At 69.4% G+C, this 15,322-nt stretch carries 14 protein-coding genes; 4 read left to right on the top strand and 10 right to left on the bottom strand.

What is annotated here, in order from left to right; translation table 11 throughout:
- Positions 1-28: 28 nt before the first annotated feature.
- Both ACX9GQ_RS22220 and ACX9GQ_RS22215 read left to right on the top strand, forming a co-directional pair.
- Entirely contained in the window at positions 29-1,198 is a 1,170-nt protein-coding gene (locus ACX9GQ_RS22220; RefSeq protein ID WP_459631793.1) for a UxaA family hydrolase, read from the top strand.
- Positions 1,199-1,206: 8 nt separating this feature from the next.
- On the top strand, positions 1,207-1,521 hold the full coding sequence (locus tag ACX9GQ_RS22215; protein ID WP_459631792.1) for a UxaA family hydrolase: 315 nt from the start codon (positions 1,207-1,209) through the stop codon (positions 1,519-1,521).
- 68 nt (positions 1,522-1,589) lie between these two features.
- Here the strand turns inward: ACX9GQ_RS22215 and ACX9GQ_RS22210 are convergent, their stop codons facing one another.
- From ACX9GQ_RS22210 to ACX9GQ_RS22200, 3 genes are all read right to left on the bottom strand, one after another.
- On the bottom strand, positions 1,590-3,008 hold the full coding sequence (locus ACX9GQ_RS22210; protein ID WP_459631791.1) for a hypothetical protein: 1,419 nt from the start codon (positions 3,006-3,008) through the stop codon (positions 1,590-1,592).
- A 119-nt stretch (positions 3,009-3,127) separates the two neighbouring features.
- A complete protein-coding gene (locus ACX9GQ_RS22205; protein WP_459631790.1) occupies positions 3,128-4,141 on the bottom strand; it encodes a Gfo/Idh/MocA family protein in 1,014 nt (337 codons plus the stop codon).
- A 325-nt stretch (positions 4,142-4,466) separates the two neighbouring features.
- A complete protein-coding gene (locus ACX9GQ_RS22200) occupies positions 4,467-5,327 on the bottom strand; it encodes a formylglycine-generating enzyme family protein (protein ID WP_459631789.1) in 861 nt (286 codons plus the stop codon).
- A gap of 231 nt (positions 5,328-5,558) precedes the next feature.
- On the opposite strand from ACX9GQ_RS22200, the gene ACX9GQ_RS22195 reads away from it, so the two are divergent.
- Both ACX9GQ_RS22195 and ACX9GQ_RS22190 read left to right on the top strand, forming a co-directional pair.
- Positions 5,559-6,968 (top strand): sulfatase-like hydrolase/transferase, encoded by a 1,410-nt coding sequence (locus ACX9GQ_RS22195; protein WP_459631788.1) that lies wholly within the window; start codon positions 5,559-5,561, stop codon positions 6,966-6,968.
- A gap of 12 nt (positions 6,969-6,980) precedes the next feature.
- Positions 6,981-8,168, top strand: coding sequence for a mandelate racemase/muconate lactonizing enzyme family protein (locus tag ACX9GQ_RS22190; protein ID WP_459631787.1), 1,188 nt, complete (start codon positions 6,981-6,983; stop codon positions 8,166-8,168).
- A 23-nt stretch (positions 8,169-8,191) separates the two neighbouring features.
- On the opposite strand, the gene ACX9GQ_RS22185 is transcribed toward ACX9GQ_RS22190, so the two are convergent.
- The 7 genes from ACX9GQ_RS22185 to ACX9GQ_RS22155 form a co-directional block, all read right to left on the bottom strand.
- A complete protein-coding gene (locus ACX9GQ_RS22185; protein WP_459631786.1) occupies positions 8,192-8,389 on the bottom strand; it encodes a hypothetical protein in 198 nt (65 codons plus the stop codon).
- Between the two features lie 9 nt (positions 8,390-8,398).
- Entirely contained in the window at positions 8,399-9,559 is a 1,161-nt protein-coding gene (locus ACX9GQ_RS22180) for an aldose 1-epimerase family protein (protein ID WP_459631785.1), read from the bottom strand.
- Positions 9,556-10,389, bottom strand: a complete 834-nt coding sequence (locus ACX9GQ_RS22175; protein WP_459631784.1) for a carbohydrate ABC transporter permease — start codon at positions 10,387-10,389, stop codon at positions 9,556-9,558. The genes ACX9GQ_RS22180 and ACX9GQ_RS22175 overlap by 4 nt, the downstream gene beginning before the upstream one ends.
- Positions 10,386-11,324 (bottom strand): carbohydrate ABC transporter permease, encoded by a 939-nt coding sequence (locus ACX9GQ_RS22170; RefSeq protein ID WP_459631783.1) that lies wholly within the window; start codon positions 11,322-11,324, stop codon positions 10,386-10,388. Before ACX9GQ_RS22170 ends, ACX9GQ_RS22175 begins: the two co-directional genes overlap by 4 nt.
- Before the next feature lie 7 nt (positions 11,325-11,331).
- The gene (locus ACX9GQ_RS22165) at positions 11,332-12,684 is read right to left on the bottom strand and encodes an ABC transporter substrate-binding protein (protein WP_459631782.1); all 1,353 of its coding nucleotides are present in this window, start codon (positions 12,682-12,684) and stop codon (positions 11,332-11,334) included.
- A 43-nt stretch (positions 12,685-12,727) separates the two neighbouring features.
- Positions 12,728-13,663, bottom strand: a complete 936-nt coding sequence (locus ACX9GQ_RS22160; protein ID WP_459631781.1) for an NAD(P)-dependent oxidoreductase — start codon at positions 13,661-13,663, stop codon at positions 12,728-12,730.
- Between the two features lie 97 nt (positions 13,664-13,760).
- Positions 13,761-15,281 (bottom strand): sulfatase, encoded by a 1,521-nt coding sequence (locus tag ACX9GQ_RS22155; RefSeq protein ID WP_459631780.1) that lies wholly within the window; start codon positions 15,279-15,281, stop codon positions 13,761-13,763.
- Positions 15,282-15,322 lie beyond the last annotated feature (41 nt).

The raw sequence follows: 15,322 nt of genomic DNA, 5'->3' as shown, positions 1-15,322 counted from the left end.
CCCTTCTGCCGGGCCGGGGAGGGCGCCGGTGAACTCCTCTTCCGAGACCTTCCTCGGATTCCGCAGGCCAGCGGGCCGTCCCGGCATCCGCAACCGGCTCCTGGTCCTGTCCGTCGTGGGCCTGACGACCCCGTCGGCGCGGCGCATCCATCGATCCTTGCCGGGGAGCGTGCTGGTGGCGGCCGCCAATGGCCGCGGGCAGCTCGGGGAGGACAAGCTCGCCTATCGGCGACAGCTGATCGGGCTGGCGTGCCACCCCAACAACGGCGCCGTGCTCGTGGTGGGGGCGGACCGTGCCAGCGCCGATGCCGTGGCCGAGGCGGCGACCACCGTCGGGAAGCCGTGCGAGGTCGTGACCCTCGACGACGTGCACGAGGACGCCCTCGCGCTGACCGACCGGGGCGTCCGGGCCGGTGCGCGCCTCGCCCATGCGATCGGACGCGAGCGGCGGGTTGTCTTTCCGCTCGCCGACCTGTTCGTCGGGATCGAGTGCGGGCATTCCGACGCGACGTCCGGGCTCGTCACCAACCCGCTGGCCGGCGCCGTCTCGGACCTCCTGGTGGATCGGGGCGCCGCGACGGTGGTGGGGGAGACGCTGGAATGGCTCGGTGCCGAGCACGTTCTCGCGCGTCGTGCGGCATCCCCGGCGGTGGCCGAGGCCGTCGTGGCCGCCGTCGCCCGTCGCGAGGCGGCGGCCGCGGCGACGGGCATGGACCTCACCGGCAACAATCCCGGTCCCGAGAACATCCGCGGCGGCCTCAGTTCGATCGAGGAGAAGTCGCTCGGCGCCATCGCCAAGGCCGGCACGCGTGCCATCCGGTCGCTGCTTGCCCTCGGTGAAGCACCCGTCGGGCCTGGGTTGCACGTGATGGACGGGCCCGGTTTCTCGCCGGAATCCCTCACCGGCTTCGCGGCGGCGGGAGCCCAGCTGATGCTGTTCACCACGGGACCGGGGAACAGCTTCTGCAACGCCGTCGCCCCGACCATCAAGATCAGCGCCCATCCCGAGACCGCCCGGCGGCTTCCTGAGCAGATCGATTTCGACGCGTCGCCGGTGTTCCTCGGCCGGGAACCGCAGGACGAGGCGGCCCTTCGACTCCTCCACCTGATCGCCGACGTCGCGTCGGGAGCGCCGACCTGGGGCGAGGTCCTCGACGAAGGCGACGAGGTGCCCGTGCGTCTCGGGCCGTCATTCTAGGAGGCGGGATGGCAACGCAAACGGGGGCGGGCGACGCGTGGAACGCAGTCGTGATCCACGAGACGGACAATGTCGGGGTCGCGCTTACGAACCTCTCGCCGGGTCCTGTCCGCGTCCGTCGCGGCAGCGAAACGATCGCCGTCTCGGTGCGCGAGCCGGTGCCGCTCGGCCACAAATTCGCGCTCTCGGACATACCTGCCGGGGCGACGATCCTGAAGTATGGCGAGGTGATCGGCAGCGCCACCCGGCCGATCGAAGCAGGCGCCCACGTCCACGTGCACAATCTGGCGAGCCGAAGGGCCAGGGGCGGTGCCGCCCCGTGACCGGCTGACGCTGTGAAGGCAACGATCTGTGCCGGCCGCGGCCGGACAAGGTCGCAGCCGGAGGCGCCTCAATGGCCTCCGGTCACGCGGCCGATGGCGTCGAGCTTGTCGTCTGCCAGATATCCGTAGCGGTTGATCCAGAGCAGGCCACCGGACGCCTCGAAGGCGACCCGCATCCGCTCGGTCACATCGGCGAGCGGGCCATAGCCATGGGCGAAGGCGTGGACGGGGACGCGACCGGCTTCGCTCTGCGCCAGCCGGATCTTCGCCGCCTGCGCCTGCGCTCCAACGGGATGGGGTTCGTCCGGTTCGGGGTAACGGACGTCAGCGCGCGTACCGAACGCCTGGCCGGCATCCAGCATGCCGAGGAGCCCGGCGACATCGGTGGCGAGCCGGTCGTCCCGGTCGAGCGCCGGCGAGCGCGCCACGAGCGAATCGCAGACGCTGCGCAGGATCATCGGCCAGTGCATCGTGTAGAGCTTGACGCCGATGGCCGTGACACCCGTGCCGGCGACGGCCGCGTAGTCGAAGCCTGAGAGAAGCGTCCACGGAGGCGGGAAGGCCTGCGGCATCAGGCGCACGCGCCCGCCGGACGCCTCTGCCGCGGTGGCCGCGCAGGCGCCGACGAAGCGGGTAACGATGGCAGCCTTTGCCCGAACCCAATCGAGAAGCGCGGGCCGGGCCGCCAGGAGGCGACCCAGCGCGTAGGGCCCCGCCGCCAGCGCACGGCCGGCGTCCCCGGGTGAGAGGCCGGCGAGGCTCTCGTAGAGGTCCGCCGCGTCGCGGCGGATGCGTTCGGCGTCGTAGCCGAGCCCCTCCATCGCGCGCATCGCGTGCGGGGAGAAGTCGAAGAACAGGGCATCGAGCGAGTAGGGCGGGTACTCGGGCCAGTCGATCCGCAACACGTCAATGTCGGGATAGGCGGCGATGACGTCACGAATCAACGCCTGCGTGTAGGCGAGGATATGGGGGCTTGCCAGCGACCCGTTGTTGTCGACCCGGACGCGGGGCGAAGTGAGGTTCGGCAGGAGGGGACGGTCCTCCTCCACGGGGCCGCCGAACTGGACCCGATAGCCGGGCGGAATGGCGGCCTGGACCTGCATATGGACCTCGAGGCCGCGCGCCTTGGCGGACCGCACGGCCTCCTCGACGGCCTTGCCTTCCTTGTCCGTCAGCGCGTCGGGTTCGGCCGGCTGGTATCGCAACCCCTCGTAGAGGCTGCGACGCGGCTCGAAGCTGGGCGCCGTCCGGACCCACAGCTCGCGACGCCCCCAGAGCGGCCTGTCGAGCAGCCGCACGGACCCCGCGCCGGCGTCGATCGGGGGTTCCCGGCTGCCGTCGCCGTCCGCGGCGGGCCTCATCACGTAGGGAGACGTCGCGATGGCGGTCGCTCCCGCCCGGCGGGTCACGTTGTCGAGCACGGCCTCGACGCCTTCCGCCTGGAAGAACTCCGGCAGGATCGTGACGCCTACGCTGCGACGCGACATGGTTTCCCCCTTGCATCCGGCGGAACGCGGCGCCGCCGTTTCTCCCCGGATACAGGCCATCGGCGCCTGCCGCAACGATCCGCGATCACACGCGGCCGCGAAGTTCTGGAGGGCATGCGCTACACGGCCTCCACGAGCACCCTTCGTCCTCCGGCGTCGGCCGACAGCGCGATCGCCTGCGCCACGAGCATGGCGCGCAGCCCTGCCAGCCCCGTCTGCGGCGAGGGGATGCGGCCCATGAGGGAATCGATCCACTGGCGATGGAGACGTGTTCCCGGATCGGCCTGTGGAACATCGATGGACTCCCAGGCTGCTCCGCCGGCGCGAGCAAGCAGGCCGTGCTCCGTCCGCAACCAGAGGGTCCCAAGCGACCCGTACATCTCCATGCGGTACCGGTCCGTGCCGGCCGCTTCGATCATCGACATCTCGTGATGGACGATGGGTCCCTGCTCGATCTCGTAGACGGCGAAGGCGGTGTCCGCATTCTCGACGTCGACGGTCTGCCCGTTCGCGAGGACGCGCCGGGGGACGCAGGTCGCCGTGCGGGCGGAGACGGCGACGATGGGCCCGAAGACGTGCTCGACGAGATCGATGCCGTGGACGCCGAGCTGCGACACGACTCCCCCCGGCACCCGATCCTTGCGGAAGAACCAGTCGCCCCAGGCGGGGCCGGGCGTCGCATTGCGCTGGCGGACCGTGGCCACCCGGCCGATGCTTCCCTCCCGGAGCATCGCCCGGGCAGCCGCCACCTCCCCGAAGTGGCGGTGCATGAAGCTCACCTGCACGTCGCGCCGGGTCCGGGCGGCTGTCTCCAGGATGCGGCGGCAGGCGCCCGCGTCGCCCGCCATGGGCTTCTGCAGCAGGACGGCCTTTCCGGCCCTGAGCGCTTCGATGGCGAGCGCCTCGTGCGTGTCGTCGGGCGTGGTGATCACCACCGCGTCGACATCCGGGCGCCGCATCCCCGCCATGACATCTTCCGTCACCTCAGGAACCCCGAACCGGCCGGCCAGCGCGACGGCGCGGTCGGCGCTTCGGCTGGCGATCACCCGAACGCGCGCGTCCGGGATGGCGGCCAGCCCGGCGAGGTGAAAGTCGGCGATGAAGCCGGCCCCCACGAGTGCGATCCCGATCATGAGCGGTCCCCCGTGCTCGCGCGGGACGCGGCGCCCGCGCCTATGGTTCGAGCCCGCCACCATCCGCAGGCCCCGTCCAACGGACGAAGCCGAGGCGGCGACGCGGAAGCCTGGGCCACCGCCAGCCGCGGACCTTGCCAGCCGCGCAAGGTCCGGTCGAGAGGTGATGGTTCGGAGCGTCGACGGGGATCTGAACGGCCTCGTGTGTCTTCGCCTGCTCCGCGCCGCGAGCCCGGCGCGGGGCAGCGCCGACCTGAGGACGATGGACGTCCGCCACGGCGACGTCTCCGCCGCCTCCACCGGCCGGCGACCGGGTCCACGACGCTCAGTCGTAAGCCACGCGGAAGCCGACGTGGCCGGTCGACGTGTTCGGATGGCGCCCGAGACGCGCCGCGACGCGGTACCGGTAGCAGTAGCTGATGTGGCAGAGGTACGAGCCGCCCTTCATGACCCGCTCGGTCTCGGCTGCTGCCTGCCTGTCCCGCTCCCGTCCGGCCCGCGTCAGGGAGCGCGTGCGGAAGGGGTCCTGGCACCACTCCCAGACGTTGCCCACCGTGTTGAAGAGCCCCGCCGGGTTGGGCGCGAAGGCGTCGACGGGGGCCGTCCCGGCGAAGCCGTCGACGGCGGTGTTGAGGTCGGGAAAGCGCCCCTGCCAGATGTTGCAGAGCGGGTGCTGGTCGTCGGGTTCCTCCTCGCCCCAGGGAAACCGCCGGTCCTCGGGGCCGCCGCGCGCCGCGTGTTCCCATTCCGCTTCCGTGGGCAAGCGTCCGCCGCACCACGTCGCGAAGGCCTGCGCGTCGTTCCAGGAGACGTGGACCACCGGGTGATCCTCGCGTCCTTCGATGGACGAGCCGGCTCCCTCCGGATGACGCCAGGACGCGCCGTCGATCTTCCGCCACCACGGGGTGTCGATGGGCGCCGGCGCACTCAGTCGAGCGTCGAGGAATGTCTGGAAGACGAAGCTCCAGCCGAAGGTCTCGGCCTCCGTGACGAATCCTGTCGCCTCGACGAACGCCGCGAAGCGCCGGTTGGTCACGGCGAAGCGTTCCATCCCGAAAGGCTTCAGCCGGATGGGGCGCCTTGGTCCCTCGCCGTCGGCCTTCAGCGCAGGCCTGTCCGTCCCGATGAAGCTCGGACCTCCGTCGAACCGCACCACGTCACGGGCCGCGGCAGGGTCGGTGGTCATCCGCCGGGCTGGCCCGGGCGACAGGACCGGAGTGTCGGATTTGGGGCAGCAGGTCATCGGCGTGCGGATCCGTCGGGGAGGCCGCCCTTTATCGACCGGCCACGGCACCGAGGCAAATCCCCGTCCGCCCGGTCTTCGGCATTCCCTCGGGCTATGGCGGGAGGAACGGAAAGTCATTTCCCGCGACGGATCGACCTCCCTAACCTAGGCCGTCCAGGAGGAGGGAGGCCCATGCGCAAGCCTAACGTCATCGTCTTCATCGCCGACGACCACCGCCACGCGTCCATCGGCATCAACGGTTGCGCGGATGTGAGCACTCCCCACCTCGACGCTCTGGGGCGGCGCGGGACGATCTTCGACGGGGCGCACTGCCAGGGCAGCATGCACCCGGCCGTATGCGTCCCGAGCCGCGCCTCGCTGATGACCGGCCGGACGATCTTCGCCTCCTCATGCAATCCCACCGCCGACGACTACACGACGGGGCAGTCGGAGTGCCCGGCCTTCACGATCCCGGCCAACCTTCCCACCTTCCCGCAGCGCCTGCGGGAGGCGGGCTACGTCACCCACGCCATCGGCAAGTGGCATAACGACCGTGCCGCGTTCGCGCGGTCCTTCTCCTCGGGGGACAGGCTCTTCTTCGGCGGCATGAGCGACCACGACAGGGTGCCGCTGCGCGCCTACGATCCGACCGGCGTGTATGCCGACACGGACATCCACTACGAGGAGGGCCTGTCGACCGACCTCTTCGCCGATGCGGCGGTTCGTTTCCTCCGGACCTGCGGGGCTGAAAAGCCCTTCCTGCTCTACGTGGCCTTCACTGCCCCGCACGACCCGCGCACACCGCCGCTGGAGTACGCGAGGTCGCCGGAGGGGATCGCCCTCACCGACAACGTCTGGCAGACCCATCCCTTCGACAACGGCGACGCGCTGGTCCGCGACGAGACGCTGGAGGCCTTCCCGAGGACCCGGGCGGCCATCCGCCAGCACCTCGCCGACTACTACGGCATGATCGCCCACATGGACGCCGCGATCGGGCGCATCCTCGCCGTCGCGCAGGAGCAGGGGATCCTCGACGACACCGTCGTGATCTACACGGCCGACCACGGCCTCGCGCTGGGTCAGCACGGGCTGATGGGAAAGCAGAACCTCTACGACCACAGCGTGCACGTGCCGCTGATGATGGCCGGCCCGGGCATCCGAGGCGGCGTCAGGGTCCCGCACCTCGTCTGGCACGCCGATACCCGGGCGACGGTGCTCGACGTTGCCGGACTGGCGGTCGAGGAGGCCTCGGACGGACGGAGCCTTCTCCCGCTGCTGCGTGGCGAGGGGCCGGCGGTTCGCAACACGTTCTGCGCCGCCTATCGGACCAGCCAGCGGATGATCCGGGACGAGCGGTACAAGCTGATCCGCTACTATCCCTGGCACCTCTTCCCGGTTCCGGAGACGGAGGGATATCCCGTCCCCACTCCGGGTTCGTCGGTGGACCAGCTGTTCGACCTTCAGGCGGACCCGGGCGAGACGACGAATCTCGCATGGCGCCCGGACCTGGCAGACGTTCGCGAGCGGCTTGCGTCCGCTCTCGAGGACTGGCAGCGCCGCAGCGGCGATCCCTATGTCGACCTGATGCATCCTGCGGCCTAGGATGGCGTCGTCATGTCGTCGGCATCCCTTCGCATCGTTTCGGTTCGCGGGTTCACGGTTCCCGTGTCCGCGAAGTCGGTCTGGATCTTCACGGAACTGGTCCTGGAGGATGGGCCGTCAGGCTGGGGCGAGGCCACGCTCGCCGGTGCGGAGGAGGCGGTGCTGGCCGAGATCGGCCACGCCGACCGGCTGCTGGCGGGGCACACGGTAGCAGGCCCAGGGCAGGCGGTCGCCGCGCTGAGGATGGCGAATGCGTCGCTCGCGCGGGTTACCGTGATGCGAGCCATCGAGCAGGCCTTCCTCGACGCGCTGGCGCGGCGGGCCGGAATGCCTCTCGCCTCGCTTCTCGGTGGGCCGGAGCGGACGATGGTTCCGGTCTACGCCAACATCAACCGCGGCATCACGGACCGGACACCCGACGGTTTCGCGAGACGGGCGAAGGAGGTCGTGGCGGAGGAAGGCTATCGCGCGATCAAGATCGCGCCGTTCGACGGCCTCGACCGGTCGCGCACGCCGGACGCGGTCGCGGGCGAGCGTCTCGCGACGGGCCTCGCGCGCATCGCCGCCGTGCGCGACGCCATCGGGCCGGACGTCCGGCTCCTCGTCGACTGCCATTCGCGCCTCACGCCCGTGACGGCCCGGACGGTGCTGAGGGAGGTGGAGCGCGCGGGGCTCTTCTGGCTCGAGGAACCGCTCCACGAACGGGTCTACGACGCCGAGACGGCGCGCGCCCTCCGCGGCTTCGCCAACGACCGCGGAATCCGCATCGCGGGCGGCGAGGAACTGGCGTCGCTGCCGGAAGCGCGCGACTTCCTGGCCCGCGGAGCCTGCGACGCCATCCTGCCCGATCTTCGATGGATCGGGATACGGTCGGGCATGGCGCTGCTGGAACTGGCGGATGCATCGGGAGTCGGCGTGAGCCTCCACAATCCCGTCGGGCCGGTGCTGGACCGGATCAGCGTCCAGGTGGCGGCGGCGCTGCCGGCCTTCATGATCCTCGAACGGCAGGTTCGCGAGAGCCCGCTTTTCGACGAGGTGCGCGGCGCGCCGCAGGTTCTGGAGGACGGAGCCATCCGGATCGACGGTGCTCCGGGATTCGGGGCCCCGCCCGTCCAGGCCGTCCTCGATCGCCTGGCAGCGCTCGGGTTCACGCGCCCGGCGAGCCTCTCGGGAGTATCGGGCGCCGGGCGCGACGGCTGAGCATCCGCCGCGCCCGTGGGGCTTCAGCCGCGCTGCTCCTTGACGGTGCCGGCTTTGGCGGATGTCGAGGCGGGTTCATCCTTGTCGCGTAGCGCCTGCTTCGCTCGCGTCCTGGGGCCGGGGCCGCGCATGTAGTGCCGGGCGGGATCGTAGCCGTCGAAACCGATCCTCGAAAGGACGCGCCGGATGAGGTCAGCGAAGGTTCGTCGGCGGATCGTCATGGCGCGCGTTCAGGACGGTATCCACCCCGTGCGAGGCGGTCTTTCCGGCCGAGGCGGGGCGAGTGCGCGGATATCCCGCTCGACGGCATCAATCGCCTCGCGGCCTGCCAGGACGTCAACGGTGAGGTCGTAGCGGCGTTCCTCTCCGGATTGCATGAAGGCAATTTCGCCTCGCTCCAGCAGTTCCGCGCGGCTGCCGAAGCGGTTGGTCGCGGGTTCGACACCGAACGCGTAGGTCCCTTCCGCAAGGCACTGCCACTCCTGCAGCCACGGAAGCTGTTCGACCGGCCACGCGATCCGGACGCCGACGTCGAGGCGCCGGTTGACCAGCGCCGTGCCCACCCGGCCGGAGGCGTCGGGCACGGGCCGGTGGATGCACACCTGCTGGTCGCCGCGGGGCTGGGGTCCCTCCTGTCGCCAGCAGCCGACCGGCTGGGTCTCCTGCGGAACGCTCGACCAGACCGTCTCCGACACGGGCGCAAGGAACTCGGAACCCTCGTCCAGCAGGGGCCAGCCGAGGTTGAGGTGGTAGAGCAGCATGTGAGGGACGGGGAGGCTGGCCTCGTTCACGAGGCGGTCCGACACGGTGATGCGGCTCGTCCCGGCCCGCACTGCGATGCGCCGCCGCAGCACGAAGTGCTCGCTGAAGAGGAAGGCCTGGCGGACCTCGCCCTCGCACCACAGCACCAGGTCGCCCTCCGGCGTCCAGTCGGCGCCGTAGCCGACCAGCCGGGCCGGCGTGAGGGCGCCGCGTCCGTGCAGCGGGTGGACGATCTCCCCGCGCATCGACGACCCGAAGTGGGCGGCGCTCTCGCGGTCGGGCCGGCGGGCATGGTCGAAGCCGCAGGTCAGCATGAACCCGGTGAACGAGCGCATGAGCCCGAGGCCGCCCTCGCTCTCGGCGTCGTGCAAGTGGGGCGAGCGGTAGCCGGTGGCCGACTGCCAGGCGAGCGGCACGCCCTGCCATTCGAGGTCACCGACATCCATGCCGCGGTCGACCAGGACGGTGAAGCGAAGTCCGGTTCCGGTTCGGAACTCCAGCACCCGGACGCCCTGCTCCGGACCATCCGCGAACGTCATCAGGCGCACGCCGCACGCCGTCGAGACCGAGGCGAGGCGCCGCCTCAGCTGGACACGGTCCAGTGATTGCCCGAACAGCTGCAGGCTCATTTCACGGCTCCGGCGGTCAGTCCCTTGATGATGTGGCGCTGTCCGAGGAGGAGGAGCACGACGGCGGGAATTGCGGAGAGCAACGCGCCCGCGGCCATCTCGGTGTACTTGATCTCGAACTCCTGCGCGTACTTGGCGATGGCGACCGGAACGGTGGCCGTCGCCTTCTGCGTCAGGTTCAGCGCGACGGCGAACTCGTTCCAGCTGAAGATGAACGTCAGGATCCCGGCGGCGGCGAGGCCCGGCATGACCAGCGGCAGGATGACCCGCATGAACAGCTGGGGCGCGGTGGCGCCGTCGATCAGCGCGGCCTCCTCGAGCTCGATCGGGATCTCGCGCACGAACACGCACATCAGCCACAGCGCGAGCGGAAGGTTCAGCGTGGTGTGCGCCAGCACCAGCCCCGTCATGGTGTTGTCGAGGCCGACGCTCCTGAACATGACGAACCACGGGCCGACCATGGTGATGGGCGGAATCATGTGGAAGGCCAGCGACCATCCCAGGAGCCCGTGGATCAGCCACGACGGGGCGCGGCGGCGGACGAGGGCATGGGCTCCCAGCGTGGCGACGGCGAGGACGACAGCGGTGCTGACGGTCCCCACGATCATGCTGTTGCCGAAGTTGTGCAGGTACTCCGAGGTCTTCGTGAAAAGCACCTCGTTGAAGTTCGCCAGCGTCGGGTCGAAGAACAGGGCCCCCGTCAGAAGGGCGATCTGGGTCTTGAAGGCGGCGGCCGCGATCCAGACGAACGGGATCAGCACGAGCAGCGAGGCGGCGATCAGCGCGGCATGCGTGGCCACGACCGGGCCGAAGGTCCGTTGCCGCCTCATGGCCGCCTCAACTGCCGGGCGACGCCCTGGGCGATGATGATCAGGAGGGCGAGGCCGAACAGCGTCACGACCGACATCGCCGAGCCGTACCCCATCCGGTCCTCCGTGAAGAAGCGGCGGTAGATGCTGAAGCTGACGACCTCGGTGGATGTGCCGGGGCCGCCGCCGGTCAGCAGGAACACCTCGTCGAACACCTTGAACGCCACGATGAGCCGGAAGAGCAGCGTCACCGCGATCGTGGGGAGCATCAGCGGCAGGATGATGTGCCGCAGCTCCTGCCAGAAGCTCGCGCCGTCGATGCGCGCCGCCTCGAAGACGTCCTGGGGCAGGGACTCCAGGCCTGCCAGCAGCAGGAGGAAGCAGAACGGCGTCCAGTGCCAGATGTCGACGACGATGACGGAGACGAGCGCGAGCTTGGGATCGCCCAGGAAGTCGCGCGGTATCATCCCCGCGAGGCCGATGGCCTGGTTGATGATGCCGAAGTCGAAATTGTACATCAGCTTCCACATCGCGCCGATGACGATGCCCGGCACGAGGATCGGCAGCACGAAGATCGTCCGGTAGACGACGCGCCCGTGGAACACGCGGCTGGTGAGCAGCGCCAGGAAGAAGCCCAGCAGCATCTGCGCCACGACGGCCACGGTCGCGAAGATCAGCGTGTTGCCGATGCCGGCCTTGAAGAGGGGATCGCTCGCGAGGGCCGCGTAGTGCCGCACGCCGACCGGCGTCCAGGTCGCGGTGCCCTGCCGCCACGTGATGTCGTGGAACGACATCACGACGAGGTTGGCGATCGGCAGCAACGTCAGGACAAGGAACAGCAGGATGCTCGGCGCCAGGGAGACGCCGGGCCAGAACCGGTCGAGCAGCCCGCCGCCGGCGGCCGGCGCGGCCGGCCTCCTCGCGGCGGGCAGTTCGGCACTGCCGAGAACGCTCATGGGGGGCTCAGGTCAGGTCCGGAAGGCGCCCGGTCTTGTAGCCGCCCTTCTCGATGACCTCGTGGATCTCCTTCGCGCAGGCATTGAGCGCGGCGGCGGGCGTGAGCTCGCCGGTCACGGCCTGGTTGAGGCGCAACTCGGTGATGGCGACGATCTGGGCTCCCTCGGGAATCGTCCACATCTGGCGACCGAGGGGGAGCCCCTCCTGCATCGCCTTCATCCAGCGGTTGGCGGGCTCCTTCGCCATGTCGGACGCCATCACGTCCAGCCGCACCGGCGGGGCGCCGGCCTTGGTGTACTCGACCTGCGCCTTGTAGGTCTGGAACCAGTTCATGAAGGCGAGGGCGGCCTGCTGGCGGTCCTTCGGGACGTTCTTCGGGATGCCGCCCAGCCAGTGCCCGACGGTGGGCGCGGGCTTGAACCCGGGCGCCGAGGGCGGCAGGGCCAGGTTGATCTTGCCCACCACGGCGGACTTCGACGGGTCGTCCATCTGCGCCCAGGCTGCGATGACAAGGATGGCGTGTGCAGCCTTGCCCGTCACGATGTTCTGGATGACCTGCGCCTGGGCCTGGCCGCCCGTGTTCGGATGCCCGGCCTCCTTGGCGAGCCGGACGTAGTACTCCAGGGCCGCCTTGCCGTTCGGGCTGTTGATGGTGACCGTGAAGTCGCCTGCCTTCTCGTCCTTGAAGAGCTCGCCGCCGAACCCGTTGAAATAGGGGAACCAGTCGTAGGTGACGTCGGACGGTCCGCGCGCGCCGCGCTGGACGATGCCGTACATCTGCGGCGGGTTGTGCAGCGCCTTGGCGTTGGCGAGCAGTTCGTCCCAGGTGGTGGGGACCTTGAGCCCCTTCTGCTGGTACAGGTCCGCGCGGTAGTAGAGCAGGGGGATGTTCGGGTTGATCGGCACCGACATCAGCTTGCCCTTGGACGAGTTCGTCTTCGTCACCGGGTCGAAGTAGACCGTGTCGTCGAAGGTCGGGATGGACGGGTCGAGCTTGAAGGACGGGTCGATGTCGTGGATCGGGGTCAGGAACCCGCCATGGTACATCTCCGCGTAGAACAGGCCGTTCATGATCAGCAGGTCGAACAGTCCCTGCGCTGCGCGCACCGAGTTGCGCTGCTTCTCGAGGCTGCCCGCAAAGGGGTTGACGTCGAGATTGACCTTGTTGCCCGTCTCCTTCTCGTAGAGCTCGACGATCTTCCGGAAGCCGTCGAACCAGGGGGACTGGTTGATGACGATCGTCATCGGGACCTGCTTGGGCGTCTGCGCCCGGGCCCCGGTGCCGAGAACGAGGCTGGTGGTCGCGACAGCGCCGGCCATCTGAAGCGCCGTGCGCCTGTCGATCCGAACTTCGGACATCGTACCCTCCCTGTGCTGCGTCCCTTTGGCGGGATCGCGTTGGTCAACGGCCGAAAAGACGACGTCCGGCCCGCGCTTCCATCACCCGCCACGTGGCGGTGTATTCGTCCTCGGCAAAGCCGCTCTCGACGGCCTGCGAGTACATCGCGTCGACGTCGGTCAGCACCGGCACCGGCAAGCCGGTGTCCCGCGCCAGCGCCATGACGAGATGCATGTCCTTGGCGGCGATGCGCAGGCGGCCCGAGCCGCTGTCGCGCCCCAGCGCGACGTCCTCCGCATGCTCGCGGAAATAGGTGGAACCGCCGATGCCGCCGGCCTCGTTCACCAGGCCGGCGAAGGCGACGGGGTCGACGCCGCTCGCCTTGGCGAGGGCGAGCACCTCTGTCGTGGCGATCGCGCTCACGTAGCCCAGCGCGTTCTGCAGAAGCTTGACGCGGCTTGCGGCACCGTGCCCCCCCAGGTACCGCCACTCCCGGCCCATGGCCGAGAGCATCGGCGCCACCGCGTCGGCCACGGCCCGGTCACCGGAGACGATGAAGAAGATCGCTCCGCTTTCCGCCTGCGTCCGCCGGCCGATCAGCACCGTCTCGGCGTGGCGCACCCCGGCGGACGACATTCGCCCGGCGAGCTCCTCCGTGAGGGTTGGCGAAATCGTCGAGCACTCGCACGTGACGAGCCCCGGCCGGGCACCGGCGAGAATCCCGTCCGCGCCCCAGTAGACCGCCCGGATGGCGTCCTCGCTGGGAAGGCACGTGAAGACCGTCCCGCAGGCCTGTGCCACCGATGCCGGCGAGGAGCCGGCACGGATGCGCTCGGTCGCGGTTGCGCGCTGCAGGGCGGCAGGATCGATGTCGAAGGCGACGACGTCGAACCCGCGCGCAGCGAGGTTTGCGGCCATGGGCCCACCCATGACCCCAAGGCCGATGAAACCGACCGGGCGGGATGCCAGGTCATCCGGAATTGCTTCGACCTCAGCCATGGCGGGTCGGCACTCCTTCAATCGCGGCGTGGCAAAAGTCTAGAAAGCCCACCGTGCCCTCGCAAATAGCTTCCGGCTGCCGCCCCATAGCGTGCAGCTATGGCTTGGGGTCGAGGCCAAGGCGGACGAAGGCTTCCGGCGGCCCGTCATTGGCGTGCATCATGTCCTTCATGAGGGCCAGCATCCGCGCTTCGAGTTCGGGGTCGGCGAGCGGACGGTCCTGTCCCGGATCTGTCTGGAGGTCGTAGAGCCGGGTCTCGTCCTCGAGCAGTCCGCCCGGCCCATAAATGTTGAAGAACGGGGACCGGTCGTTGACGGGCACCTTGAGGAGGGGCACCCCGCGCGTGAAGGCGAGCGGCTCGGAGAGCGTCGCCCCAGCAAGTTCCTCGACGCTGAACGGCTCGAAGATGTGCGTGGGCATCACCGTGTACTGGTAGATCTCCTGCTTCAGGAGATCGGCCGGATAGCGGTGATAGGTGTAGCGCCCGTCCGCCACGTTCACCGCGCCCCCGAAATACCCGAACAGGACGCCCTTGCGCGGCGTCTCGTCGCGCGCCAGCACGTTCATCAGCGAGTGCCCCTGCATCTCCGGGGCGTGCGGCTGGCCGAACATGTCGAGGAACGTCTGGGGAAAGTCGATCGTCTGTGTCAGGGCCATGCGCCGCGTCCCGGCCGCCGACGCATGCGCCGGATGGTGCACGAAGAGCGGGATGTGCACGATCTCCTCGTAGAGGTTCATGCGGTTCTTCGCCCAGAAGTCGTGCTCGCCGAGCAGGAATCCGTGGTCGGTGCTCACGACGAGCGCCGTGTCCTTCCAAAGGTCGTGCGCGTCGAAGTAGTCGAGCAGCTGGCCCATCAGGAAGTCGCACAGCGCCATCGTGGCGTAGTAGTTGGCGCGCAGCTCCTCGCATTCCTCCGGTAGTTCATCCACCCGCCCGTAGCGGGGCCAGTCGCGCACCGGACCGGTCCACCCGGTGTCGAAGGCCTCCTTGAAGCGGGCCGGCGCGGTAAAGGGCTCGTGCGGGTCGAACGTCTCGATCTGCAGGAACCAGTTGTCGGCCGACCGATTCGTGTCGAGGAACTCGAGGCCCCGCGCGAAGCACTGGACCGACGGGAACTCGGCCTCGTCGCGGATGAATTCGCGGTTGACCATGTTGTGGCGGAAATACTCCCGCTGGCCTTCGCTGTACTGCCGCTCGTGGTACTTCTCGCGCAGCCGCTCCCAGTGCGGCTGCACCATGGCTTTCCAGGCGTCCCCCTCCTGGCCGCGGATGAACTCGTAACTGTCGTATCGGTTGTGGTAGGTGCCGCCGCCGTCCTCGAAGTAGTGGAAGTGGTCCGTGACCAGGTGGCTGTAGACGCCGCCCTTGCACAGCAGTTCCGGGAACGAGTTGTCGAACGGCTCGAGCGGGCCCCAGCTGCGGTGCAGGAAGCTGAGGCGGCCGGACTGCATGTCTCGGCGTGCCGGCATGCAGGGCAGGCTGCCCACGTAGTGGTTGTCGAAGGTGACGGCTTTCCGCGCCAGTCTCTCGAAGTTCGGCGTGGGAACGCGCTTGCCGCCATAGGGCGACAGCATGTGCCTGTTCAGGCTGTCGAAGAGGACGAAGACGCACCGCATGGAACCCCCCTCATGCTGGCCTCGACGGTGTCATGCCGTGC

The sequence above is a fragment of the Alsobacter sp. R-9 genome (assembly GCF_054612375.1).
Note: the sequence above shows the minus strand (reverse complement) of the source record. Positions and strands in the feature narration are given on the sequence as shown.